Annotated in this window: 17 protein-coding genes and 1 tRNA gene; 4 read left to right on the top strand and 14 right to left on the bottom strand. The window is 48.7% G+C overall.

The genetic code is table 11. The annotated features are described in order from the left end of the window. Window positions 1-279: 279 nt before the first annotated feature. The 8 genes from B160_RS0113270 to B160_RS0113230 all read right to left on the bottom strand — a co-directional run bounded on the left by B160_RS0113270 (window position 280) and on the right by B160_RS0113230 (window position 12,995). Window positions 280-987, bottom strand: a complete 708-nt coding sequence (locus B160_RS0113270) for an MIP/aquaporin family protein (RefSeq protein ID WP_018628411.1) — start codon at window positions 985-987, stop codon at window positions 280-282. Between the two features lie 110 nt (window positions 988-1,097). Then, entirely contained in the window at window positions 1,098-2,594 is a 1,497-nt protein-coding gene (gene glpK, locus B160_RS0113265; protein ID WP_018628410.1) for a glycerol kinase GlpK, read from the bottom strand. Between the two features lie 171 nt (window positions 2,595-2,765). Next, window positions 2,766-3,695, bottom strand: a complete 930-nt coding sequence (locus B160_RS0113260; protein ID WP_018628409.1) for a glycerophosphodiester phosphodiesterase family protein — start codon at window positions 3,693-3,695, stop codon at window positions 2,766-2,768. Beyond that, on the bottom strand, window positions 3,679-4,371 hold the full coding sequence (locus tag B160_RS0113255) for a GDSL-type esterase/lipase family protein (protein ID WP_157558053.1): 693 nt from the start codon (window positions 4,369-4,371) through the stop codon (window positions 3,679-3,681). Before B160_RS0113255 ends, B160_RS0113260 begins: the two co-directional genes overlap by 17 nt. 110 nt (window positions 4,372-4,481) lie before the next feature. After that, window positions 4,482-6,062, bottom strand: coding sequence for a DUF5689 domain-containing protein (locus B160_RS29090; protein WP_018628407.1), 1,581 nt, complete (start codon window positions 6,060-6,062; stop codon window positions 4,482-4,484). A 33-nt stretch (window positions 6,063-6,095) separates the two neighbouring features. Then, window positions 6,096-7,661: a SusD/RagB family nutrient-binding outer membrane lipoprotein gene (locus B160_RS0113245; RefSeq protein WP_018628406.1), complete on the bottom strand. Its 1,566-nt coding sequence runs from the start codon at window positions 7,659-7,661 to the stop codon at window positions 6,096-6,098. 44 nt (window positions 7,662-7,705) lie between these two features. Beyond that, the gene (locus B160_RS0113240; RefSeq protein ID WP_018628405.1) at window positions 7,706-10,975 is read right to left on the bottom strand and encodes a SusC/RagA family TonB-linked outer membrane protein; all 3,270 of its coding nucleotides are present in this window, start codon (window positions 10,973-10,975) and stop codon (window positions 7,706-7,708) included. A 454-nt stretch (window positions 10,976-11,429) separates the two neighbouring features. After that, window positions 11,430-12,995: a glycerol-3-phosphate dehydrogenase/oxidase gene (locus tag B160_RS0113230; RefSeq protein ID WP_157558052.1), complete on the bottom strand. Its 1,566-nt coding sequence runs from the start codon at window positions 12,993-12,995 to the stop codon at window positions 11,430-11,432. Between the two features lie 180 nt (window positions 12,996-13,175). Here B160_RS0113230 and B160_RS0113225 point away from each other — a divergent pair, with 180 nt between their 5' ends. After that, window positions 13,176-13,946 (top strand): DeoR/GlpR family DNA-binding transcription regulator, encoded by a 771-nt coding sequence (locus tag B160_RS0113225; protein ID WP_018628402.1) that lies wholly within the window; start codon window positions 13,176-13,178, stop codon window positions 13,944-13,946. 175 nt (window positions 13,947-14,121) lie between these two features. On the opposite strand, the gene B160_RS0113220 is transcribed toward B160_RS0113225, so the two are convergent. Continuing rightward, window positions 14,122-16,410: a GH92 family glycosyl hydrolase gene (locus B160_RS0113220; protein ID WP_026309744.1), complete on the bottom strand. Its 2,289-nt coding sequence runs from the start codon at window positions 16,408-16,410 to the stop codon at window positions 14,122-14,124. A gap of 343 nt (window positions 16,411-16,753) precedes the next feature. Between B160_RS0113220 and B160_RS0113210 the strand changes: the two genes are divergently transcribed. Further along, window positions 16,754-18,250: a GH3 auxin-responsive promoter family protein gene (locus B160_RS0113210; protein ID WP_018628399.1), complete on the top strand. Its 1,497-nt coding sequence runs from the start codon at window positions 16,754-16,756 to the stop codon at window positions 18,248-18,250. Between the two features lie 285 nt (window positions 18,251-18,535). On the opposite strand, the gene B160_RS0113205 is transcribed toward B160_RS0113210, so the two are convergent. Genes B160_RS0113205 through B160_RS0113190 form a run of 4 tightly spaced genes read right to left on the bottom strand, consistent with a single transcriptional unit; the run spans window position 18,536 to window position 21,647 of the window. Further along, window positions 18,536-18,862: an MmcQ/YjbR family DNA-binding protein gene (locus B160_RS0113205; RefSeq protein ID WP_018628398.1), complete on the bottom strand. Its 327-nt coding sequence runs from the start codon at window positions 18,860-18,862 to the stop codon at window positions 18,536-18,538. 6 nt (window positions 18,863-18,868) lie between these two features. Then, the gene (locus tag B160_RS0113200) at window positions 18,869-19,591 is read right to left on the bottom strand and encodes a 3'-5' exonuclease (protein ID WP_018628397.1); all 723 of its coding nucleotides are present in this window, start codon (window positions 19,589-19,591) and stop codon (window positions 18,869-18,871) included. A gap of 2 nt (window positions 19,592-19,593) precedes the next feature. Beyond that, window positions 19,594-20,673 (bottom strand): mannose-1-phosphate guanylyltransferase, encoded by a 1,080-nt coding sequence (locus B160_RS0113195; protein WP_018628396.1) that lies wholly within the window; start codon window positions 20,671-20,673, stop codon window positions 19,594-19,596. An 11-nt stretch (window positions 20,674-20,684) separates the two neighbouring features. Further along, a complete protein-coding gene (locus B160_RS0113190; RefSeq protein WP_018628395.1) occupies window positions 20,685-21,647 on the bottom strand; it encodes a KpsF/GutQ family sugar-phosphate isomerase in 963 nt (320 codons plus the stop codon). A 186-nt stretch (window positions 21,648-21,833) separates the two neighbouring features. Here B160_RS0113190 and recQ point away from each other — a divergent pair, with 186 nt between their 5' ends. Next, window positions 21,834-24,101, top strand: coding sequence for a DNA helicase RecQ (gene recQ, locus B160_RS0113185; RefSeq protein ID WP_018628394.1), 2,268 nt, complete (start codon window positions 21,834-21,836; stop codon window positions 24,099-24,101). Window positions 24,102-24,225: 124 nt separating this feature from the next. Further along, window positions 24,226-24,298 (top strand) — tRNA-Phe (locus B160_RS0113180). Window positions 24,299-24,411: 113 nt separating this feature from the next. Here the strand turns inward: B160_RS0113180 and B160_RS29085 are convergent. Next, a partial coding sequence (locus B160_RS29085; RefSeq protein ID WP_018628393.1) for a transposase occupies window positions 24,412-24,650 on the bottom strand: 239 nt, incomplete at its 5' end.

Here is a 24,650-nt window from a genome sequence, read left to right as displayed (position 1 = left end):
GTTCAGGGATGGTCTTTTTGTTTTAAATGATAATACTTTTATCCGGGGTTGTTTCAAACGCCTGTTTTGTCTTGCTGTTCCCATAGTCATCGCATGCGCGTCAAGGTCCTTTTACTATTAAAAAGCTGCAGCGTTGATCCTTGTAGTAAACATCCCCGAACAAGCCATGAAAGTGCCCGCCCCGATGGGCAACGCATCGGTCATCGTGCCCGATTTATACAGGCCGGTGTGTGATATGACCGCCGCGCTACGCCTTTGGATCTGCGCAAATTCACCCCCCTACATCAGCTGCTCAAAAACAATTGCAGCCAGCCACGCACCAAGCAAGGGCCCTACAATGGGGACCCAGCTGTAGCGCCAATCACTGCTGCCTTTTTTGCCAATGGGCAGGATGGCATGCATGATCCGGGGGGCAAAATCGCGCACCGGATTGATGGCATAACCGGTAGGACCTCCCAGGCTTAAACCGATGGCCAGCACGATGAAGGCTACCGGCAGGGCATCCAGGGCACCTAAACTATTGGAAGGAGCAATGATAAACAACACGGAAAGGATCAGCAGGAAGGTTCCTATTGCCTCGGTGAGCAGGTTATGTAATGCACTGCGGATGGCGGGAGCCGTACAAAAAGTAGCCAGCTTCAGGCCCGTATCATCTGTTTCCAGGTAATGTTGCCGGTAGGCCACCCAAACACCCAGCTGACCCAGCATCGCGCCTAAAAGCTGTCCCCCGATATATTCCGGAATGGTTGAGGGCTCAATTTTCCCAAGCCAGGCCAGCGCAGCGGTCACCGCCGGATTCAGATGGGCCCCGCTTGCTTTGGATGCAACAAACACCCCTACAAAAACGGCCATGGCCCAGCCAAATGTGATCACGATCCAGCCGCTGTTATTGCCCTTGGTCTTGTTCAAAACAACATTGGCCACAACGCCGTTACCCAGGATGATCAGAAAAAAAGTTCCGATTAATTCTCCAGTAAAAATACTCATATGGTTTTGTTTATCGTTTTCATTTCAATTGGAAGCAAAGAACGTGTAAATTAGCTTCTGTTGTTTTTAAAATTTCGTTCCGGATTCAGAAAATATGGAACCCTGAAAATTTAAACATCCCCGGCCCAAACCTGGGCTGCACGGACAGCGCGCTTCCAGCCTTTTGCCAGCTCCTCCCGCACACCGGCCTTCATATAGGGTTCAAATTTCTGGTCTACCTGCCAGTAGGTTTCCACTTCCTTTAAATCACTCCAGAAGCCAACGGCCAGTCCGCTGAGGTAGGCTGCGCCCAGCGCCGTGGTCTCTGTAATTTTCGGCCGCACCACTGCGGTATCCAGCAGGTTGGCCTGGAACTGCATCAGGTAATTATTTACCGTTGCACCGCCATCCACCCGCACTTCTTTGATCTGCAGCCCGGCATCTGCTTCCATCGCCTTCAACACATCCATCGTTTGGTAGGCAATGCTTTCTACTGCGGCGCGCGCAATATGCCCGTCGGAGCTGCCCCGGGTAAGCCCGGTAATGATGCCCCGGGCGTGCTGGTTCCAGTAAGGAGCACCCAGGCCGGTGAAGGCCGGTACCATATACACACCGCCATTATCCGCTTCTGTTGCGGTCAGCGCCTCAATGTCCCCCGACTTTTGGATCAGCTTCAGCCCGTCGCGCAGCCATTGCACTACAGCCCCTGCAATGAACACGCTGCCCTCCAGCGCATAGCTTACTTCATTATTGATCTTCCAGGCGATCGTTGTCAGCAAATTATTTTTTGATGGAACGGGTTTATTGCCGGTATGCATCAGCATAAAACAGCCGGTGCCATACGTGTTTTTTACCATCCCGGATTGGGTGCACATCTGTCCGAACAATGCAGACTGCTGGTCACCGGCGATGCCGCTCACGGGGATCTCTGCGGCAGTGATGAGCTGCTGGGTATGCCCGTACACCTCGCTGCTGGAGCGCACTTCCGGCATCATGCTTTGCGGAATGCCGAACAATTGCAGCAGCTCTTCATCCCATTGCAGGGTATGGATATTGAACGCCATCGTACGGGAAGCATTGCTGACGTCAGTGGCATGCACTTTCCCATTGGTCAGCTTCCACAACAGCCAGGAATCTACGGTTCCAAAACACAGTTCTCCATTTTGCGCCCGGGCTTTAGCACCGTCCACATTTTCCAGGATCCACCGGATCTTTGTTGCAGAAAAATAGGCATCCGTTACCAGGCCGGTTTTTTCTTTTATTTTTTCGGCAGACCCGTCGTTCTTCAGTGCATCGCAATAACCGGAAGTACGGCGGTCCTGCCAAACAATGGCGTTATATACCGGCTGGGAGGTTTTCCGGTCCCATACCACCGTTGTTTCCCGCTGGTTGGTGATTCCAATGGAGGCAATATCCTGTGTGGTCAGCCCGGCTTTTACGATGGCTTCGGTAGCTACTCCTAACTGGGTCGACCATATTTCATTGGCATCGTGCTCCACCCAACCGGGCTGGGGAAAGATCTGTGTAAATTCTTTTTGTGCTACGGCAACAATGGAACCGGCCTTATCAAAAATAATGGCGCGGGAGCTGGTTGTACCCTGGTCCAGGGAGAGAACATATTTTGGCATGCAATAAATTTTTGCCTTTCGGGAAAGGCTGTTAGTAATTGTGATATCGGCTTTGTACTCCTGTCAGCGACCTTGCGTCGCACCCGTCAGCAACACAACAAATCCGGTCTTATTAAAATCATCATCCATTTTCCATACGGGCCGATGAATATCTGCCCCTAAAATATAAAATTATTTCAACTGGTAAAACAAGTCCGGGTAATCCGTAATGACACCATCCGCTCCCATATCTGCCAGGCTTTTGATGATCGCAATATCATCCGCCGTCCAGGGAACGATCTTCATATGGCGCTCATGACATGCTTCAACCAGCTCCGGGGTCACAACGGAATAATGCGGGCTGTAATATTCCGGGACATAGCCCAGGCTTTTCAGCTGCTCATCCAGGCTGCGTTTTTCTTTATCACCGGTCAAAAAAGAGGTCTGTACCTGCGGATATTTCGCGTGCATGATCTTTAATGCCCGTTCGTCAAAACATTGAATGATCATGCGTTTACCGATGTTAAAGGGCAGTATGGTCTGCATGGCCAGGTTGGTAAACCCGGCCACCGGCGGGCAATAAACGCCTTCTCCTTTGACACTGGATTTTATTTCAATATTATACCGGATGGCTACCCCTTTCTTTTTTGCATACGCTTCTGTTGCCGTCAGCAGGTCTTTCAGCAACGGCTTTACTGCTGCCATCTTTTTCTGCCTCGGAACGGCAGCATAAAACTTTTGACCCACATCGTATTTTTTTATGGAGTCGTAGGTCATCGTGTAGAGTATACGCTTTTTCGCTTCTGCGGGTGTCAGCGTATCCCCTTCAGGAGTGGTTGTAAACCCGTAGTTGAAGGTGGCGTCGTGCGATACAACGATCTGCCCGTCCTTTGTTACCTGCATATCCATCTCCAGGGTGGTAATGCCCATATCAATGGCACGCAGCATTGCCGGAATGGTGTTTTCCGGCATCAGGCCTTTGCCTCCCCGGTGTGCCTCCATATCAAAATGCCGGTACTTTGCCGGAAGCTGGATCTTTGTTTGTGCGCTGGACAACATTACAGCTGATAACAGCAACCCGGTGCCGAATAGTTTTATTTTCACCTTACAAGTATTTTCCATCTTTTAAAATTTTTTCCCAGCGTTTATACCCGTTTATATTCAGATGCAGCCCATCATAGGTAAGGTCCTTATCCAGTTTTCCCCCCTTTAAAAAAAGCGGGTGCAGGTCAATTACGGTAATGCCTTCATCCCTCCCCAGCTTTTTTAACCCTTCATTCACAGCCGCGATGTGCTCATCCTTTCCGTAATGGCTTTTCTTTGGAGGAACATCGCTGTTCACCGGCAGCACCGTCTGGAAATAGATCTTTGTGGCCGGGCTCTCCCGTTTGATCTGCCGGATGATGCGTTTATAGTTATCCAGGATCACCGCATCCGGTATGTTTCGGGCGATGTCGTTGGTCCCGATCAGGATAAAGACCTTACGGGGCTTGCCTTCCGTTACTTCATGCAGGCGCTCCAGCACGCCAAAGGTGATGTCGCCACTGATGCCCCGGTTGCGGGCATTGGAGTTTTGTAACAGTTCCGCCCAGTCTACTCCGGCCGTGATGCTGTTCCCCAAAAAAATGATGTCGCGGGCCGCATTGGGAAACACCTTAAACTGAGCCACTTTTAACGGGTAGCTGCCCGGGCGGTAAGTGCTGTCCCAGGTTGGCGACTGGGCATTGCCGTTAACCACTGCAAGCATGCAGGCCATCACAAGACCTGCGGTTATCTTGTTTTTAAACTTCATTATCATATAAAATATTTCAATGTGTTCCACTTAGAACCAGATCTCCATCCGGTCAGCCAGGATGCGTTCCTCTGTGCGACCCTTAACGCTGCACCACTCAGGCCCCGTTCCGGTTGCTATTCTTCAAGTTTTGTAATAAACTCGTCATTGGGCCCTCCGAGCCCGCTTTCTATTTCGGCCAGTGTTGACTCCTTTGTCAGATCCACCAGATGGTCTGCCCGCGCTTTTGTCCACCTTCCCAGAGTAAGATTATACACGCCCCCCATCATATAATAAAAACCCTTATCGGAAGGACTGTGATATCCTACAAAAAGCGTATTGCTGCCGGCCTTAAAAAACGGCTGGCTCAGGGGCTGCAGGGTAGCAGGATCAATAGAAACCATCGCATACCAGTCGTTATTGCAAATACGGAAACCCTGGCCTTTTTCGGCATCATACACCGTATTATTTCCTCCGGAGCCGATAAAAAACAGGTCTACCGGAACAGACTTCTCGGTAACGGATGTTCCTTTAAATATAGCAACGGCTGACGCGTTACCACTATTGGCAAAGGGCCCGGAGGTTCCAAAATTGGAAACCCTGGCCAATCCGCCATCCCCGGGGTTTGTGCCACTGGTGGCGTATTTTTTAGCATACCAGTTGGCATCAGACAATAGGGTCGATTTGGAACCATTGATCATTTTTTTTGTTCCGCCGAAGTAGAAGAATTTTCCTTTTTGTACACTGCCCGATGTAATGTCCCATTTGATGGTACGCCGGTCTCCGGTTGCCCAGCCCGAGTCCAGTACGGATGGGGTGGATGTACCGGCACTGTTGGCAAATACAATGCTGTACGGAGTAACCGAGAAATCGATGTCCTTGGTTGCCAGTAACTGCACATACTCATAATCTCCGTCTCCGCCTTCCGGATCACCCTGCCACCCTGTAATAACAAGATCCTGTGCTAAAGAAGCATTTCCCATCGAAATGATGTCTTCCTCTTTTCTTGTTCTGAACTGAAAGGAAGTGTCGTCGGTTGTACGGAAAGGAATACCGATATAAGCAGCCATTCCAATAGGAGCGCTGTTGGCATAGCTTACACCCGGGTCCGTATATAACGTAAAATTTCCAAACCCGTCATTGATCGTTTTAGCGCCGCTGATCACGTCTCCCGGTTGCGGCACCGGGTTAAAGCTTACTTTGGTGACCATGCATAACGTACTTTCATACTGATCAATTTTGGTGGCCAGCTGGCCGGCATTCACACTGTTTATCTCCAGGTGTCCGGTCCCCTTCCTGGTGATTTTTGCTTCTGTAATCCCTTTGAGGGTCAGGACCCCGTTCTGGCGGGTGAGCGTACCTCCCTCCACGTTGATCTCAACCGAGTCTCCCTGATGGTAGTTCGCTGCCGCCGCACCCAGATCGATAGAAATGCCTCTCAGGGCCGTCTGACGGCGTTTATCCTGTACAATCAGCAACCCTTGAGGAAGATTTCCCGCGGCATGTTCAGATACTACTACGGCCTGCACTCTTTTACCACCATACATATTTTCCATCGTAAGGGTAACATCCTGGCCTTTGTACAGAGGTCTTATATCCAGTATGGATACCACATCGTAAGGTACACCGCCGGGGTAATTGCCATATTGGTCCTTGGTACAGCCGCTGATGGCAGCGATGGTACCGATTACCAAAAAAACAGTCAATATATTTTTCATTTGTATATTTTTAAATTTTTACCGTTGATACCGTTAAGGCTTCTGCCACCATACATTGGTATTAATTTCATCAGGACCCTGCGCAGCTACCGCAGCTTTATAATTTACCGGGTTGGCTGCCTGTACATACACCGGGTACACCAGCCGTGCCGGCATTACACCACCATTTGACAATCCGCCTCCTTTTGGCAAAACCGGATGACCGGTGCGCCGGTATTCAAACCACTGTTGCAGATCCGTCAGAAACAGCGCATAATACTTCTGTATATGGATCATTTCCATTTTATCATCCAGGGAAGCATTATCATCCCACATAAATCCACCATCAGAAAGAAGATCAAGATGCGCATCGAAATCAGCGGACGCAGTATCCTCCGGAAAATCCGGTACCCAGTAGTTAATAGCAGATGCCATCCCCTGATAAAAATAGTCTTTCGTATTTCCGGAGATCCAGCCCTTGGCCGCAGCCTCCGCAAGAATGAACTGAACTTCTGCATATTGCATAATAATACCCGTCAAAGAGCTTTGCTGCAGACTTTTTGTACCTCCCGAGCTGGAGTTGTCATAGCTTTGAAAATAACATCCTTTGGGATCTGCCTGCCCCGGCAGGTACCCGCTTCGCACACCAAACCATCCGCCTCCGGAAGCCTGGGCAATACCGAGCCGCCCGATGGATCCATAGCCATAAGGGGTTGACGAAACGACACGGGGATCGCTCCATTGTATAAGCGGATCTAAAAAGAAACTGCAAATAGAAGGAGAACGAAAATCCTGTGTGCGGATGCCATTGACATAGGGCGATGTGTAAGGGTCCGTGGAGCTGGTGCCCCCGCTCCAGAGTAAGCGCGCGCAATCTGCATTTCCGGTCATGATTGGATATGCCGCGGGGTCTTCAATGATCTGTCTTATCTTATCCTGGCACAGCTGCGCCACTTCCGCTTTTCCTGATATACGAAGCAATAATCTCAAATACAGGGAATTTCCAAACTTCCGCCATTTTGAAATATCCCCTTTGTAGACCGGGTCGCTGGATTCTATAATGGCGTCGCCCTTCGCCAGCAGGTCATTGGCTTTTTCCAGCTGGTCAAACAGGTCAAGATAAATATCTTTTTGCCGGTCGAAAGCCGGTGTTACATTTCCCTGGTCTCCTTCCAGCGCATGGAAATACGGGATGTCTCCATAAATGTCCGTGAGATTGGAAAACAGCCACGCTCTGCCGATCTTCCCAATACCCTGGTAAGATGCGTTGGGGGTTGCAGCAGTACGGGCCAGGCTGTCTACCTGTTTGAAATTGGTGAGCTGCACATACCATGCATTCCACAAATAGTCGGACATGCTGGTTCTGAATGCGTACCGGAAGGTCGAATTATCACCATCGCTCTGGCTAACAGTAACCTGCATCAGTTCATTGTTGAAGCTTCTGTTCCGGCTCATCCCTGGCCAGATAGAGCTTACCAGGGCCGGCGCCAGCAGTTTGTCCGAAGAAGTGTTGACCACGTTGATGGGATCCACGTTCATCTCCTTAAACCCCTTTGTGCATGAAAAGAGCGCTGGCATGAGCACCAGAACCATACATGCTATCAATAATTGCTTTTTCATCTTGTGTTTTTTATTCTTTTACAAAGAATCCGCTGCTTCATTTATTAAAATCCAACGGATAAATTAAAGCCCATCGTCCGGGTGGAAGGGAACTGCGCCACTTCAAACCCTCTTACAATATCGGATCCCGCCAGCGTGCCAAACTCCGGATCGAAGATGGGCCAGTGCGACCATATGAACAGGTCGCGCCCGAAGATACCGATGCTGGCTGCGGTTAAACCCAGTTTTTTCAGCATCCTGGGTTTAAAGGCATAGCTTAAGGTCGCTTCCCGGAATTTTAAGAAGTCCGTACTAAAGGTGCTGCCCTCCGCGTTTTCCGTGCCAATGGAGTACCGGTAGTACTGGTCAATATCATATGCCACCGCATCGTTTTTCCTGTAACCGGTTACTTCGCCCTGATCATTTTTAACTTCCAACACACCGTTGCCGACAATGCCGTTGTACCTTCCCGGCAATGTTACTTTAAGTTTGCCCTGCTCCGCCATCTTGTACTGGGAAAGGGAGTACGCCACGGCGCCCATCTGCGCATCAAACAGCATTTTTAGGCTAAACTGCCTGAAGCGGAAGGTATTTCCAAGGCTGAATTTATACTTGGGTATCGTATTGCCCAGGTAAATGATTCCATCTGAAAGCTTAGGGAACCCGGTGGTTTCATCATAAATGACCTGGCCGTCCGGAGCACGCTTGTATCCAATCCCGTACAGGTCACCCATACTGCCCCCGATAGATGCCACGATCTGGCCGCTGGCAATCTGGCCCGCTTTCAGCAATACGGAGCTGTCGGGCATCTCTACGATCTTGTTTTTATTGTATGAGAACGTTCCGGAAACGCTCCAGTTAAATCCATTGCTGTTCACAATCGGCTTCCCGTCCAGCTGTACCTCCACTCCGTTGTTTCTTACGGTTCCGGCATTGATCGTTGCCGAAGTATACCCCGAAGAGGCATCTACGGTTCTTGTAAGGATCTGATCCTTGGTATTCCCAAAATACACCGCCACGTCTATTCCTAACCGCCTTCTGAAAAACTGAGCTTCCGCGCCCAGCTCAAAAGTGGTGGTAAGAAGCGGCTTCAAATTATTATTGGGCAGCAGGGTCGGATTTACAAGAGCGCTGTCCGGATAAATACCGGCGCTGGCCAGCGGATATGTATATGCCGTTCTGTACGGAATAGTACTGCCGCTACCTACCCGTGCAACCGATGCTCTCAACTTGGCGTAACTGATAAAGGACGGCAACTTTGTAAAGTCAGACAGGACAAAGCTTGTATTTAACGACGGATAAAAAAATCCTACATTGTCTGTTCTGTCAGCAGTAGCTAAAACGCTGTTCCAGTCCTGCCTTCCGGTTAGCTCGGCAAATAAATAATCCTTATAACTTATGTTCACAATGCCATAAATGCTGTTGATCTGGTACTGGCTGGTATCGGGTATGTATATCAATCCATACAAACTGCTGTCCAGATTATACATGCCGGGATAGGGAGAACCATTCAACGAGTCTGGGAATCTTAATCCGTCAGCTCTTACGTCGCTTTTTTTGTAGTCGTTCTTCAGCTGGCTTCCTCCAATGGAAACACCAAGCTTCAGGTCGTCCGACAGGTTCTTGTTATAACGGGCAAGAAAATCATAGCTCATTTCGCGGCCATAGATGTTCTGCTTCCTGACAGAACCTTTGGGCAAACGCGAACCAGCGTCATAAGGCCGGTCCTGCTCACGCTTATCATTCATCCAGTCGAGGTTGCCGCGCAGCATAAGGTTCAGCTCATTTGTAAGCTGATAGTTCAGGGTTACATTCCCGGTTACGCTATTCCGTCTTGTTTTGTTTAAAAACTCATTTACCACAGCAAACGGATTTTCGGGATAAGAAGAGTAGGGATAGCGGATCCTTCTGTACATGCTATCAGAGCTGTAGATGCTACCCGGCGCACCCATCCAGTAATTCCGCAGCCAGTTATAATCTGCATTGGGTTGCCAGAAAATATACCAGTACATTAATGACTGGTTTCCGTATCCGGCAGAAGGCAGGTTATCACTGCTTTTGAAGCCATAGTTTAGCTTGGTCGATAATTTTAATTTTTTGGTAATATTCGTATTGGTGGTGAATCCCGCACTTCTGCGCTCGAATCCGGTATTGGGTATGATCCATTTGTTGTTTTCTGTACCCAGATTGACACGAAGAGCCGTTGTTCCTATTTTACCATCGACACTGATGTTGTTCCGCAGGTCTCTTCCGATATCCCAGAAGTCGTTGATATTCTTATACGCCACCCAGGGCGTTGCTATTTGCGAGCGTGTTTGAGTAATGGGGTCATACTGGTAAAACAGCTGCCCGTCAAGCCTTGGTCCGTATGCAGAGCTGGAAGAGCTGTTCACTGTTTTTCCATACTCATAATCAAGTTGCCCATCCAGACCAAGTCCATATTCATACTGCAGGTCGGGATACCTGTTTATCTGCTCCAGGCTTCCGTTAATCGTATAACGGATGTTAAAATGTCCATTCTTTTTCTGGTTCGCGGACTTGGTCGTGATTATGATCGCTCCGTTTGCTGCCCTCTGGCCATACAGGGCGGCGGCGGCGGGGCCCTTCAGGACGGATACGCTTTCAATATCCTGCGGGTTGATATCATTCATCGAGCTCCCGTAATCCGCCGGCAGGTTGTCGGAGTTGGTGGCATATACCAGGTCGCTTCCGTTAGCCGACCGTTTACCGCTACTGTTATTGATCACGACGCCATCTACTACGATCAGGGCCTCATTCTCGCCGGTAAGATTGTTTTCTCCGCGAAGAATGATCTTACTGGAAGCGGCCGGACCAGATCCGGAACGGATCAGATGCAGGCCGGCTACCTTACCGGAAAGCGCATCCGTCCAGTTAGACGCTACCGCATCCGTAAGCTGGGTGCTGTCTACTTTTGTAAGAGCATAGCCCAAAGATTTGTCCTGCTTTTTAATTCCCAAAGCCGTTACTACCACCTCTTCTTCCTGTTTCTCTTCGCCTTCAAGCTGAGCATTAATAACGGTTTGCTGGTCTACTTTCCGCGGCAGTTCTTTATAGCCCACCGCTGAAAAGACCAGTGTTTCACTGCTGCTGACCGAAATAGAATAGTGCCCCTGGGCATTAGTAGTGGTTCCCCTGGAGGTTCCCCTGATCAATACCGTGGCATTGGCAATGGGCTCGCTGGTTTCTTTTGATGTAACGATGCCTCTTACTGTTTTGCCTTGTGCAAACATGAGCACCGGCGCCAGCAGCAGCGCCAAACCCAGCAGCAGCGGTTTTGAACGCAGGGCCCGATGGATTGTTGATTGAACGATCATACCTGTAAGTATTAAGTTTTTATTTTTCTTTCGGGATAAACCCGGCTTGTTGCCCAATAGGTATTACATACCTGTATCAGCCCTGCTGATCATAGCATCCGCTGTCCTGTTGCGTCCGGCGCAAACAGATGCAGCAATCCCTGATATGTAAATAAATGCAGCCAATGGTCGGCAGTACGAATCAGCTATATCCGTAGACCCGCCGCTTAACAATGGTGCCGATGCCCAAACCTGGCCATCTGCAAAATCTCCCCTCCCTGCTTTTTTAAACAGGGTCTTCTCTTTTTTTATCCTGAGGGTCTGCGTTCTTAAAAAAACGCATCGGGGGCCCAAATATAGAGCGCGGCACGCAGGTGGCTGACACTCTATACCTTTGTTAACGAAAACATAATGTAGCACCCAGGTTACAGCATCGCAGCATCGATTCATATAGCCTTTTTTTATTGGTTATCCGCTACTGTAAAATATATTGTTGTGCAAGTCCGTCAAATCGCTTTACCTCATCTTTTACCCATTGCTCATCCTGGTTTAGTATCCCGGCCATGATGGTGGCCACCTCGGTACTGATCCTGATGCTTTCCCGGGCATCCAGCAGCAGTGCCCGGGTCCTCCGCGCCAGTACATCTTCCACCGTGCGGGCCATTTCATGCGTAACCGCCCACTCTACCTGGGCCTTGTTGATCTTCAGCCGTTCACTGATCCAGTGCCCGTTACTCTTTGCTTTTATATCCGCCGCATCGCTGCCGTAGAAATAAAAGGGATCGCTCCAATCCATTCCCATAGCAAACCCGTGGATCCGCAGGTCCGGCGTTTGCGTGGCCTTTGCCGGCCATCCCTGTTTCTTCTCCACACTGTTCATCATGTCCTCTCCCATCTTCCGGTAGGTGGTCCACTTTCCACCAATAATGGTAAACAGGCCATTGGGTGAGATCATGATCTTATGACTGCGGGATATCTCTTTTGTTTTCTGCGCGCCCTCTTTGGGTGCTGCAAGCGGACGCAGCCCGGCAAAGACACTCAGTACATCCTTGCGCGCCGGCTTTTTTAACAGGTAGGCGCCTGCCGTTTCCAGTATAAATTCTATTTCTTTTTCCAGCGGGCGTGGCTCCACTGATGGTGCACCCACCAACGTATCGGTGGTGCCCACAACCACTTCATTGTGCCAGGGCACGGCAAACAATACCCGTCCGTCGTTGGTTTTGGGGATCATCAGCGCATGCGCAGAAGAAAAGAACGACTTATCCAAAACAAGATGGATCCCCTGGCTGGCCACCACACTTTTTGCAGCAACGGGATTGTCCATCCGGAGAATATCATCTACAAACACACCCGTGGCATTGATCACCGTTTTTGCTTTTACCTTGTAGGAGGCTCCCCGTTCTGTGTCTTCCACGATTACCCCTGCGGGCTGTTGCTCCGGGCCTTTTTCCAGTGCGGTCACTTTCATATAATTTACGGCCACGCCTCCCTGCTCAATAATGGTTTGCGCCAGGTTCAACGCCAGCCTCGAATCGTCAAACTGGCCGTCATGATACAGCACGCCGCCAACCAGTCCTTTTGATCTTACATCCGGGATGGCCGCCAACGTTTTTTTTCTTGAAATAAAAACGGAAGAGCCAAGCGATAAACGGCCTGCGATCCAGTCGTATGCCTTTAATCCGATGGTGTATTTGATCCGGTCCCAGAAGGAATAAACGGGTACGATAAATGTTTGATTTTTTACCAGGTGGGGCGCATTCTTCTGCAGCAGCCCCCGCTCAATGCTCGCTTCCCGCACCAGGGCAATATCTCCCTGGGCCAGGTAACGTACCCCGCCGTGTACCAGTTTGGTGCTACGGCTGGAAGTTCCTTTTGCAAAATCATATTGCTCCAGCAGCAGGGTTTTGTATCCCCGCGTAACCGCTTCCAGCGCGATGCCTAAACCAGAAGCCCCGCCTCCGATCACCAGTACATCCCACTGCCCGCCGGCATCCGTAACTCTTTTTACCAATTGATCCCTGTCAATGATTCCGCTTTTCATTTTTTGCTCTCCCTTCTCTTTGTTGTCAAAAACCTTCGATTTAAAAGCAAACAAAAGATTTCGAAAGCAATAATAATCTTTTTTCATGTAAAATGAAAAAATTTAAAATATCTTATACACAAACCATAACTTTCTTTTTATTTCCTTTGGAAATACAGGAGAATCGCTAATTTTGGTTATATGAGCAGTTTAGTTGAGCGCCATCAGCATATCATGGATTCCCTGAAAAAAAAAGGGATGGTACAGGTGCTGGATCTTTGCCAGGAGTTAGATGTTTCGTCCGTAACAATTCGAAAGGATTTGCAGTTTTTAGAAGATAAAAACCAGCTTTTCCGGACACATGGAGGGGCTACACTGAGCAACCCTTATATCGGAGATCGCCCGGTTATTGAAAAAGTCAGGATACAATCGACAGAAAAAGAAAAAATAGGCCAATATGCAGCCAGCCTTATTGAACCCAATGACTGCATTCTGATCGCTTCCGGAACAACGGTCTTTTACTTTGCAAAAAACATCCAGCCGAAAGGAAACGTAACCGTTATTACTGCGGCACTGAATGTGGCTATGGAAATTGCGCATCACCCGGGCATTGAGGTGATCCAACTGGGCGGCATCATGCGGAAGACCTCTTCATCCGTTACCGGCATCTATGCGGAAAAGATCCTTGAAGATTTCTCCTGCAGCAAACTGTTCCTGGGTGTGGACGGTATCGACCTGGAATTTGGGCTCACCACCACCAATATGATGGAAGCGCAGCTGAACCGAAAAATGATCGCCGCCTCCCGCAAAACAATTGTGCTGGCAGACTCCAGCAAATTCGGGAAACGGGGCTTTGGCAAGATCTGCGGATTGGACGATATTGAACAGATCATCACCGACAGCAATATTTCCCCGCATACAGTGGATGAGCTGCGGGCGGGAGGAATAGAAGTAACCGTATTGCCGGTTTGATGACCGCTGACAGATCGTTTACATTAAAGATGCGCCACGTTCTTTCCCCGTCTTCGGGCAACCGGGCGTACCGGTGCGCATTGGGTTTTAGTGCGGGCCGCGCTCATCGAGCGGACTTACAACACCGGTCTTTAAACTATTTTTTTCAACGGAAGCCTGTCCGGAGGTAAATGGGTTATTTTGCCGGCCGGGCAGCCATTACAAACTGCAGGATACCGCCCTTTAAGATATCGCTGTGCTTCAGGGAATGTCCTTTAAGCGGCTTTCCGTTCAACAACACTTTTGAAACATATACATTCCGATCGCTTTGGTTTTTTACATCGATCGTAAACGTTTTTCCGTTCTCTAATGTCAAGACCGCCTTTTTTATCGCCGGGCTTCCCAGCTCATACGCTTCTGCGCCCGGTGCAAAAGGATAAAAGCCAAGGGCGCTAAAAAGATACCAGGCGCTCATTTGTCCGCAGTCATCATTTCCACCCAATCCGTCAACCGCCGGCTGGTACTGCTTTTTCAGGATCATGCGTACCCGCTCCTGTGTTTTCCAGGGCTGCCTGGTAAAATTATACAGGTAGGCCACATGATGCGAAGGCTCGTTGCCGTGCACATAATTACCGATGATGCCCTCCCGGGTGATGTCTTCCGTTTCCTCGAAGAACTTGTCCGGCAGGTGCATGGTAAACAGGGAATCCAGGTGCGGAACAAATCGTTTCTCACCACCCATCGCCGCAATCATTCCCTCCGGATCCTGGGGCACAAATAAACTGAAGTTCCAGGCATTGCCCTCAATAAAACCCTGCCCGTGCGTGGAAAGCACATCAAATTCCTTACGAAATGTTCCGTCGCTCAGGCGCGGTCGCATGTATCCGGTTGATGCATCATACACATGCTTCCAGTTCTGCGACCGCTTCATAAATGTTTCGTACACATCCATCCGGCCCAGCGTTTTTGCCGCCTGCGCCAGGCTCCAGTCGTCAAAAGCATATTCCATGGTGGTAGAAACCGAATTGGGGCGCACATCATCCGGAACATAGCCCTTTTGCAGGTACGCGTCCAATCCGTCATAATAGCGCACACCGGCGGTCCGGATGCAGGCATCCAACGCCTTATTTACATCAAACCCTCCCACACCTTTTACAATGGCATCCGCAATCACCGGCACACTGTGATAGCCGCTCATACACCAGTTCTCATTGGCATAATGGCTCCACACCGGCAGCATCCCATGCACACTTTGCCGCTGATGCGCCAGCATGCTCCGGATCATATCGCTGTTCCGTTTGGGTTGCACCAGGTTAAAGAAGGGATGCAGTGCCCGGTATGTGTCCCAAAGGGAGAACGTGGTATAATTTGTAAACCCGTCTGCCTTATGAACATTCTGATCCAGGCCCCTGTACTCCCCGTTCCCGTCCATATATACCGTTGGGCTTAAAAACGCATGGTACAGGGCCGTATAAAAATTGATAAGATCATCCCGGTGCAGCGCCTCTATTTTAATGCGGCCCAGCTCTTTATTCCACTGTGCCTGCCCTTGTTTTTTTATGGTCTCAAAATCCAGCCCGGCGGTTTCTTCCCGGAGGTTCTCCAGTGCATTTTTTGTGCTCACCGGCGAAAGCGCCAACCGGATCCCGATCTTTTCACCGGCATTTGTGCTAAAATCAAAATGCGCCCGGATCTGCTCCCCCGCTATTTCCGGAAAGTTCTTTGTCTGGTCGAACCGTTTGTAAAACCCTTTGTACGGATAGGTCTTAAAGTTTGCAAACCCGTAAGAACGGAAGGGCTTTGAAAAGATCATCGCAAAATAAACGGTGCGGGTACGCGCCCATCCGTTGGTCTGCTTGAATCCGGTGATCAGCGTATCATTCTCCACCCGCACAAAGGTCCATACATTTTTGTCTTCATAATTATAGATCCCATGCATCAGGTCCAGGATGATATGCGCGCTGTCCGATTGGGGAAAGGTATATTGATGCACGCCCACGCGGGTAGTGGTGGTGAGCTCTGCCAGGATCTGATCATCTTCCAGCTTCACCTTATAATAATCAGGTTCGGCGGTTTCGGTTGCATGATGGAAGCGGCTGCGGTACCCGGTTTCCGGTTGGGCAGCCGCGCCGGGGTTCAGTTGCAGGGTGCCTGTTGTGGGCATGATCAGGAGATCACCCAGGTCGGAATGACCGGTGCCGCTGAAATGCGTATGGCTGAACCCCACGATCGTGGGATCGTCGTACTGGTAGCCGGCACAATACTTATAAACGTCCGCATTGTACTGTCCGTTTACCGCATAGGGCAGCGTATCCGTGTCCGGACTAAGCTGCACGGCCCCAAAAGGAACGGTGGCCCCAGGAAAAGTATGTCCCATCTTACGGGTGCCAACGAGTGGGTTCACATATTGAATGAGCGGATCCTGGGCCATGGCCCCCAGGCTCAGCGAAAAAGCCAGCCCGCAAAGGAGTAATCGTTTTTTCATTGAAGTAAATTTAAGGGCTGTTTGCTTCATTTGAAAAAAATATACCCGGATATCAATTCTTTTTGCTGCGCTTTTGTTTTACAAGCAATCCGGCACCCGGATCCATTATAGCTCCCGGTTGCAGATCGGCTCGCTGAAATCCGGTTCAAATGTATGGGCGCCTTCGGCCTGGAACGGTGAATACCCGGTAATTTGATCCGGAAAAATACCCAAACGATCTTCTTCCGGATATTTACGCCTCCGCCCTGCATAAACAACAAAACCATTTAATTTTATTCGTTTGTGATTATATTGCAGATTCCAAATGCCTCTGTTAAGTCCGGCGATATCATCTCTTGCCCGCATGCGTCAATGGCGCATAGATGGCTGGCGCAGCCACCCGCTGGACGCGCAGCGGGAAGTATTGCAGAACCTGGTTACCTCCGCACAATACACGGAGTTTGGAAGAAAATATCATTTCAGCAGCCTGTACCATATCCGCGACTTTAAAAAGGCCATCCCCATTCATGAATACAACGACCTGAAACCCTATATCGAGCGCTGCATGAACGGGGAGCAGAACGTACTCTGGAACTCTCCTATTTTTTGGTTCGCAAAAAGCAGCGGTACCAGTGGGGACAAGAGCAAATTTATCCCGATCAGTGAAGAAAGCCTGGTAGACTGTCATTATAAAGCAGCCAAGGATGTGCTGACCATGTATTACCAGTTTAAACCGGACAGCACCATGCTTACGGGAAAAGGGTTGGTGCTGGGCGGCAGCCATAACATCAATGCACTGAATGAAGAAGTGCAGTTTGGCGACCTGAGCGCGGTTCTGCTGCAGAACAGCCCGTTCTGGGGCCACTGGCTCCGGACCCCGGAGCTCAGCATTGCTTTGATGGACGACTGGGAAACGAAGCTGGAAAAGATAGCGGCGCAGGCCATCCGGGAAAACGTCACTTCGGTAAGCGGGGTTCCTACCTGGACCCTGGTATTATTTAAACGGATCCTGGAGATCACCGGAAAATCATTGATCGCGGATGTTTGGCCGGGACTTGAATTGTATATGCATGGCGGCGTTTCCTTTACTCCCTACCGGGACCAGTTTAAAAAGATCGTAGGCAAGGACATTCATTACCTGGAAACTTATAACGCCAGCGAAGGTTTTTTTGCGGCCCAGCAGGTCCCGGGAGAAGAAGGCATGCTGTTGTTCACAGACCACGGTATTTTTATGGAATTCATGCCGGTAAGCGAATATGGCAGCGCGCAGCCTCAAACGATCGGGCTAAAGGATGTGGAACTGTATACGAATTACGCCCCCGTGATCAGTACCAACGGGGGACTGTGGCGCTACCTGCTGGGCGATACGATCCGGTTCATCTCGAAAAACCCTTTTAGGATCGTCGTATCCGGAAGGGTCCGGCATTTTATCAATGCCTTTGGAGAGGAAGTGATCATTGATAATACCGACAAGGCCATACAGCTGGCCTGCCAGCAAACCGGTGCGGTGGTCAATGACTATACCGCGGCTCCTGTTTATTTTTCTGATGAAGCAAACGGGGGACACGAATGGCTGATCGAGTTTGAGAAAATACCGGAAAGTTTAGCAGTGTTTGTACAACACCTTGATGCCGCGCTGAAAGCCATCAACAGTGATTACGAAGCCAAACGTCATAAAGATATTGCCTTAAAAATGCCCGTGGTACACGCATTGCCAAAAGGCCTTTTTATAGACTGGCTGCACCACAAGGGGAAACTGGGTGGCCAGCATAAAGTACCGCGTTTAAGCAATGACCGGGCTCTTCTTGAAGAGATCCTTAGTTTTTACGGGAGCAAAAAAGAGCAACAGATGGTGTTTTAGTGCATTCTTCTTTTTTATGATTTCCCGAACCCCCTTTGCAAGACCTATGCGCTTGATGATACGCTGTTTACATAGAATGCTTACATTTCTATGAATACTGATCTTGCTTATTTGAGGATTCGATAACTTTTTAAAAGCGATCCGCTGTCTGCAGCCATTTCCTTCACAATTTTTGCCTGATTCGGAGATAACGTTTCACGCGCTTTTTTCAAACGATATTCGGCGCAGGAATGTATTTTTAAACCAGGTATGGCCCAAGGGATCTGCCCGTTGTTCCCCGTAAACTTATTTCCTGGTCTTTGCTACCAGGTTATACGAATCCGTGATCCACTCTTTCAATAACCGGTTGGGTACAGAGCCGTCCACAACAACGGTGTTCCAGTGCTTTTTGTTCATATGATACCCGGGCAGAACGGAATTGTACTGCTCCCGCAGCTCTTCCGCTTTCTCGGGGTTACACTTTACATTGAACTGCAGCGGGTCATTATTGAGGCCCGCCAGCAGGAATATTTTTCCGTTTACTTTAAACACCAGGGTGTCCGGGCCAAAGGGAAACCCCTCTTCCACAAACGGGAGCTGCAAACAATATTCCCGGAGATCTTCGATATTCATACAGAACTATTTGTATTCAATATTTTGTTCGCCGATCAATGGCTCCCCATTCATTTTCAGGAAGATTTGTGCAACGGTCACCACATCTTTCTGACAATAGGTAACAATGCGTTCGATCTGTTGCTCTTTATAAAAAACATCTGCAACCATACTCCCGTCGATGTCATCCTTTGGAGTAGGTACCCCCAGCGCATGGGCCAGCAGGTTCAGTGTGGTATAGCTTTTAAAATCTCCAAATTTCCAAAGTTCCATCGTGTCCAGATGGTTCACTTCCCAGGGCTTTTTGCCTGCGGTATTCAAAAGCAGAGGAATGGGTACTCCGTTGATCAGCATTCTTCTGCACAAATACGGAAAGTCAAATTCCTTTCCATTGTGCGCGCACAGGTATTTCTGCTCATTTGCAGAAAATTTTTGCAGCATCTCCGCAAATGCCAGGAGCAGTTGCTTTTCATCACTGCCGTAAAAAGACTTCAATACTATCTTCCGCTGGCCGGGGCCTCCCTGGATAATGCCGCAACTGATGCAAACGATCTTTCCAAACTCCGCATAAATGCCGGCACGTTCATAAATGCTTTCCGGGGTTTCTTCTTCCCTGTTGCGCAGCAGGGTACCGGCCTTCCGCTCCCACAAATGTTTCCAGGCATCCGGCACCTCGTTAAAAGAGGCATACTGGGGCACGGTTTCGATGTCTAAAAAAAGAATGGAATGAACCGGATATTGTGCAAGCATATTTAAAGATATTTTTCGTCCTTATTCCTCTTTACATCCGCAACGTAATTCTTAATCTCCTGCTCCTGGTCTTTTTTACAGATCAGCAGCACATCATTGGTATCCACTACAATAAAATTCTCAAGCCCCTGTAATACCACCAGCTTTCCTTCCGGCACATGCACCATACAATTGTGCGTATCATACACCATTACATCCTGCCCCACAACAGCGTTATCAAAATAATCCTTGCTCATATTATCATACGCGCTCTTCCAGGTGCCCAGGTCGCTCCAGGTAAAGGAGGCAGGGATCACATATACATTCGACGCCTTTTCCATGATGCCGAAATCGATGGATATGTTGGAGCATTGGGCATAAATCTCCTCGATCACCGCAGCTTCTTCCGGCGTGTTGAACTGGTCCTGATATGCAGCAAACACTTCGTGGATCTCCGGGAGGTATTTTTCAAAGGCCATAAGGATATTCTTTATCTTCCAGGTAAAAATCCCCGAATTCCATAAAAAATCCCCGCTTTTTACAAACACTTTCGCCAGCTCCAGGTTGGGTTTTTCCGTAAATGTCTTTACCTTAAAGATCCCCGGCGCGGCTTCAATGGTGTCATGCTGAATATACCCATACCCGGTATTGGGATTCCGGGGCTTGATCCCCAGAGTTACCAGCGCGTTCACAGACTCTACAAATTGCAGGGCATTCTCCACGGTATCATTAAATGCTTCATCTTCCAGGATCAGATTATCCGCCGGAGCAGCGATCATGATCGCTTCGGGGTCCTTTTTCTGAATTTTAAAGGCAATGTATGCAATACAGGGAGCCGTATTCTTCCGGAAGGGTTCGGTTACGATATTTGCTACAGGCAGATCGGGAAGCTGTTCCATTACAATCTCCCGGTACTCTTCTGAAGTGACCACAAAAATATTTTCTACCGGAACAAGTTTGTTATACCGGACAAATGTAGACTGGATCAGCGTGTTGCCTGTATTCAGAATGTCTAAGAACTGTTTCGGATAATTGGTCCGGCTCTTGGGCCAGAACCGGCTTCCGATGCCGCCCGCCATTATTACCACATAACGGTTACTCATACTTACTTTTTTTAAATCAACCCCTCCTTTAACAGGTCATGAATGTGAATGATTCCTAAATAATTCTTTCCTTCCGCAACCGCCAGTTGGGTTATGGAGTTTTTCCGCATGATATCAAGGGCAGAAACTGCCAGTTCACCCGGTTCAATTGTTTTGGGGTTGCGCGTCATGATATCACGGGCCACGGTGCCCTCAATATCCGTATTCTTTTCCAGCATCCGCCGGAGATCCCCATCTGTAATAATTCCTTCCAGCTCTTTTTGTTCATTTACAACAGCGGTAACGCCTAATCTTTTTTGTGTGATCTCAACGATCACTTCTTTCAGCGACTGATTTTCATAAACCAGGGGCCGGTCATTGCCTGGAAAAACATCTGCAACGCTCAGGTACAATTTCTTTCCCAATGTACCCCCGGGGTGAAATTTTGCAAAGTCATCATCTTTAAACCCCTTCAGATCCATCAGGCAGGTGGCCAGTGCATCGCCCATTACCATTTGCGCCGTTGTGCTCGATGTGGGCGCCAGGTTATTGGGGCAGGCTTCCTGGTGCACCGTTGTATTTAATATAAGATCCGCCTGCTGAGCCAGGTAGGAGTTTGTATTTCCCACAATCGCGATCAGCTTGTTCCCAAAGTTCTTTACCAGCGGCACCAACGCTTTTATTTCGGGGCTGTATCCGCTTTTACTAAGAATGATCACTACATCCGATTCCTGCACCATTCCCAGATCGCCGTGCAAGGCATCGGCTGCGTGCATGAAAATAGAGGGTGTTCCGGTAGAGTTGAAGGTAGCCACAATTTTCTGCGCCACCAGCGCACTTTTGCCGATCCCGCTAAAAACTACGCGTCCCAAACAGTTATGGATCAGCAAAACGGCTTGCATAAAATCCTCATTCAATAACTGCTGTACTTCATTAAGCGCATCGGCCTCTAATTGGAATGTCTTTCTGGCGCGCTGTAAAATATTGTCACTCATTTATATATCGGCCTCGTTAAGAAAACACAAATGTATTATTTATATGGGCACAAAAAACTTTAACCATTAATATTTTAAAAGCAGGGAATCCTTAGCTAAATTCGCTACCCGAAAATTTTTTTATTCTGAATATCCGGCGTATCTTTTAAGGATATTGAACGACTATTAAATCTTTATATTACAGAAATGGCAGTGAAAAGCGAAAAGAAGGCCACCAGGAAGAAGGAACCCGCGGTCAGCCGCACCAGGAAGACAGAAACAAAGACAGATCTACACGGAGAATTATTAAAGAACTTTGGCTTTCAAAAATTTAAAGGGAAACAAGAGGCCATTATCCGATCACTTTTAGCAGGAAAAGATACGTTTGTCATTATGCCTACCGGAGGTGGAAAAAGCCTCTGCTACCAGTTACCGGCCGTAATCATGGAGGGTGTGGCGATCATCGTTTCTCCGCTGATTGCGCTGATGAAGAACCAGGTGGACCTGGTACGGGGCTATAACAGCAATGATGAAATTGCACACTTTTTAAATTCAACACTCAATAAGAAAGAGATCAAGGAGGTACACGATGACCTCCTGTCTGGTAAAACAAAGCTCCTGTACGTAGCACCGGAAACCCTTACCAAACAGGAGAACCTGGCTTTTTTCAGCGATCTGGATATTTCTTTTTTTGCGGTAGACGAAGCGCATTGTATCTCTGAATGGGGGCACGACTTCCGGCCGGAATACCGGCGGCTTCGCGAAATGATGAACCAGATCAACCCGGATGCGGCGGTGATCGCCCTTACGGCAACCGCTACACCAAAAGTGCAGAGCGACATCATCAAGAACCTGGGGCTTAAAGAAGCCAATATTTTTATTTCTTCTTTTAATCGCGATAATCTCTATTATGAGATCGCACCCAAGATCAATAAAAAGCAAACCAACGAAAGTATCGTCCGCTTTATCAAAAGCATGAAGAATAAAAGCGGGATCATTTATACGCTGAACCGAAAGACCACCGAAGAACTGGCAGAGATCCTGATGGCCAATGGCATCAAGGCCGTGGCCTATCATGCAGGTCTTGACAGTAAGCTGCGTGCAGAACGGCAGGACCAGTTTCTGAATGAAGATGTACAGGTGATCGTGGCCACCATTGCCTTTGGAATGGGGATCGACAAGCCCGATATCCGTTTTGTCATTCATTATAATATTTCCAAATCCATCGAAAACTATTACCAGGAAACCGGGCGCGCCGGGCGCGACGGGCTGGAAGGGAAATGCCTGCTGTACTACTCGCATAAAGACGTGAGCAAGCTGGAACATTTAATGCGGGATAAACCGCTCAGCGAACGGGAAGTTGGAGCACAGCTTATCAATGAGACCGTTGCTTATGCGGAAAGCGGTGTTTGCCGCCGGAAGGTGATCCTGAGCTACTTTGGAGAACAATACGAAGTGGAGAACTGCGGACAATGCGATAATTGCAAGCACCCGAAAGAACGAATCGAAGCAAAAGGCCAGGCAGTACAGGTGCTGAAAACTATTAAAGAACTGGATGAACGCTTTGCTACCGACTATACCGTCAATATCCTCATTGGGAAGCTGACACCCCAGGTAAAAATGTTCCGGCATGAAGGTTTGTCTTCTTTCGGCATCGGGAAAGGCCAGGATACGCTGTTCTGGAATTCCCTGATCCGCCAAATGTTGCTGGAAGGGCTGCTGAAAAAGGATATAGAGGAGTACGGCGTACTGAAGATCACTCCCGCAGGTAATTCCTTTTTAAAGAAACCAAGGTCCCTCTCTATTGTGCTCAACAATAAATTTGAAGAAGCCTGGGATGATGACGAGGCCCCGGGCACAGAAGACGGGGACGGCGCTGCTACCGATCAGCAGCTCTTTGAAATGCTGAAGGAATTGCGTCAGAAAGAAGCCAAACGGAAAAGTCTGCCACCTTTTGTTATTTTTCTTGAGAACTCATTGCTGGATATGGCAACCCTGTACCCCACAACTATAGCAGAACTGGAAAAATGCCAGGGCGTGAGCAAAGGAAAGGCCATTCGCTATGGTAAACCTTTTGTAGAGCTGGTGGCACGTTATGTGGAAGACAACAATATCCAGAAGCCGGACGATTTTGTAATGAAGAGCGTGGTGAACAAAAGCGGGAATAAGGTGTACATCATTCAGCAGACCGATAAAAAAATACCGCTGGAAACCATCGCCAAAAATAAAGGCTGGCAAATGAATGAAATGCTGGAGGAGATGGAGACCATTGCCGCCAGTGGTACCAAGCTGAACCTTGGCTATGCCATCGACGAAATGCTGGATGAAGACGAGCAGGACGAGATCATCGAATATTTCAAAAGCTGCGAAACCTCCTCCCTGCAGCTGGCCCAGGAAGAACTGGCAGATTTTGATTTTAACTGGGAGCAGCTGAAAATTATGCGGATCAAATTTTTAAGTGAATACGGCATGTAGTCCAAGGGTCTTTCGCTGGTCCCCCGGCAGAAAGGAACCGAAGCTTTTTATAAGTTTTTCCACATATTTTTGACAATATACTGCATATACTCTATATTTGCAGCCCGCTAAAGGCGGAAAGGATGGTGCGGTAGCTCAGTCGGTAGAGCAAAGGACTGAAAATCCTTGTGTCGCCGGTTCGATCCCGGCCCACACCACAAAAAGTCAAGCAGTTACGTTTAAAATTCGTAGCTGCTTTTTCTTTGGTACAATAATTCCGTCTTTTGTTGTCTTTCCGGATAATTATGGATCAGGTTGAAAAATTGGGGGATCAGGCATAAATATTAGCGAGTCTGAATAGGAAAAAGTTAATATCTCTTACCCCTCTTGCAGCGGCTCTGAAGGCCTTAATTTTAGCGTTAAAAGATTCTGCCGCTGCATTGGTGCTTCGATTATTAAAATAATTAAGGATACTTTGATGATGGGTTTCAATGGATCTGGCCACCGTTCGAAATACTTTTAATCCGGAATCTTCCACTTCATTATACCAGAGGGCCAGTTTTTTGAATG

This window comes from Niabella aurantiaca DSM 17617, assembly GCF_000374125.1.
GTDB classification, from domain to species: Bacteria; Bacteroidota; Bacteroidia; order Chitinophagales; family Chitinophagaceae; genus Niabella; species Niabella aurantiaca.
The sequence above is the reverse complement of the archived record's forward strand: the minus strand, read 5'-3'. Positions and strand labels throughout refer to the sequence as shown.

What these genes read in the sequence shown, in the direction of transcription:
- B160_RS0113245 (WP_018628406.1), bottom strand. Translation starts at nt 7,661, where the DNA reads ATGAAAAAGCAATTATTGATAGCATGTATGGTTCTGGTGCTCATGCCA.
- B160_RS0113190 (WP_018628395.1), bottom strand. Translation starts at nt 21,647, where the DNA reads ATGAGTGACAATATTTTACAGCGCGCCAGAAAGACATTCCAATTAGAG.
- B160_RS0113270 (WP_018628411.1), bottom strand. Translation starts at nt 987, where the DNA reads ATGAGTATTTTTACTGGAGAATTAATCGGAACTTTTTTTCTGATCATC.
- B160_RS0113240 (WP_018628405.1), bottom strand. Translation starts at nt 10,975, where the DNA reads ATGATCGTTCAATCAACAATCCATCGGGCCCTGCGTTCAAAACCGCTG.
- B160_RS0113200 (WP_018628397.1), bottom strand. Translation starts at nt 19,591, where the DNA reads ATGCTTGCACAATATCCGGTTCATTCCATTCTTTTTTTAGACATCGAA.
- B160_RS0113195 (WP_018628396.1), bottom strand. Translation starts at nt 20,673, where the DNA reads ATGAGTAACCGTTATGTGGTAATAATGGCGGGCGGCATCGGAAGCCGG.
- B160_RS0113210 (WP_018628399.1), top strand. Translation starts at nt 16,754, where the DNA reads ATGCGTCAATGGCGCATAGATGGCTGGCGCAGCCACCCGCTGGACGCG.
- B160_RS0113260 (WP_018628409.1), bottom strand. Translation starts at nt 3,695, where the DNA reads ATGGAAAATACTTGTAAGGTGAAAATAAAACTATTCGGCACCGGGTTG.
- B160_RS0113255 (WP_157558053.1), bottom strand. Translation starts at nt 4,371, where the DNA reads ATGATAATGAAGTTTAAAAACAAGATAACCGCAGGTCTTGTGATGGCC.
- recQ (WP_018628394.1), top strand. Translation starts at nt 21,834, where the DNA reads ATGGCAGTGAAAAGCGAAAAGAAGGCCACCAGGAAGAAGGAACCCGCG.
- B160_RS0113225 (WP_018628402.1), top strand. Translation starts at nt 13,176, where the DNA reads ATGAGCAGTTTAGTTGAGCGCCATCAGCATATCATGGATTCCCTGAAA.
- glpK (WP_018628410.1), bottom strand. Translation starts at nt 2,594, where the DNA reads ATGCCAAAATATGTTCTCTCCCTGGACCAGGGTACAACCAGCTCCCGC.
- B160_RS0113220 (WP_026309744.1), bottom strand. Translation starts at nt 16,410, where the DNA reads ATGAAAAAACGATTACTCCTTTGCGGGCTGGCTTTTTCGCTGAGCCTG.
- B160_RS0113205 (WP_018628398.1), bottom strand. Translation starts at nt 18,862, where the DNA reads ATGAATATCGAAGATCTCCGGGAATATTGTTTGCAGCTCCCGTTTGTG.
- B160_RS0113230 (WP_157558052.1), bottom strand. Translation starts at nt 12,995, where the DNA reads ATGAAAAGCGGAATCATTGACAGGGATCAATTGGTAAAAAGAGTTACG.
- B160_RS29090 (WP_018628407.1), bottom strand. Translation starts at nt 6,062, where the DNA reads ATGAAAAATATATTGACTGTTTTTTTGGTAATCGGTACCATCGCTGCC.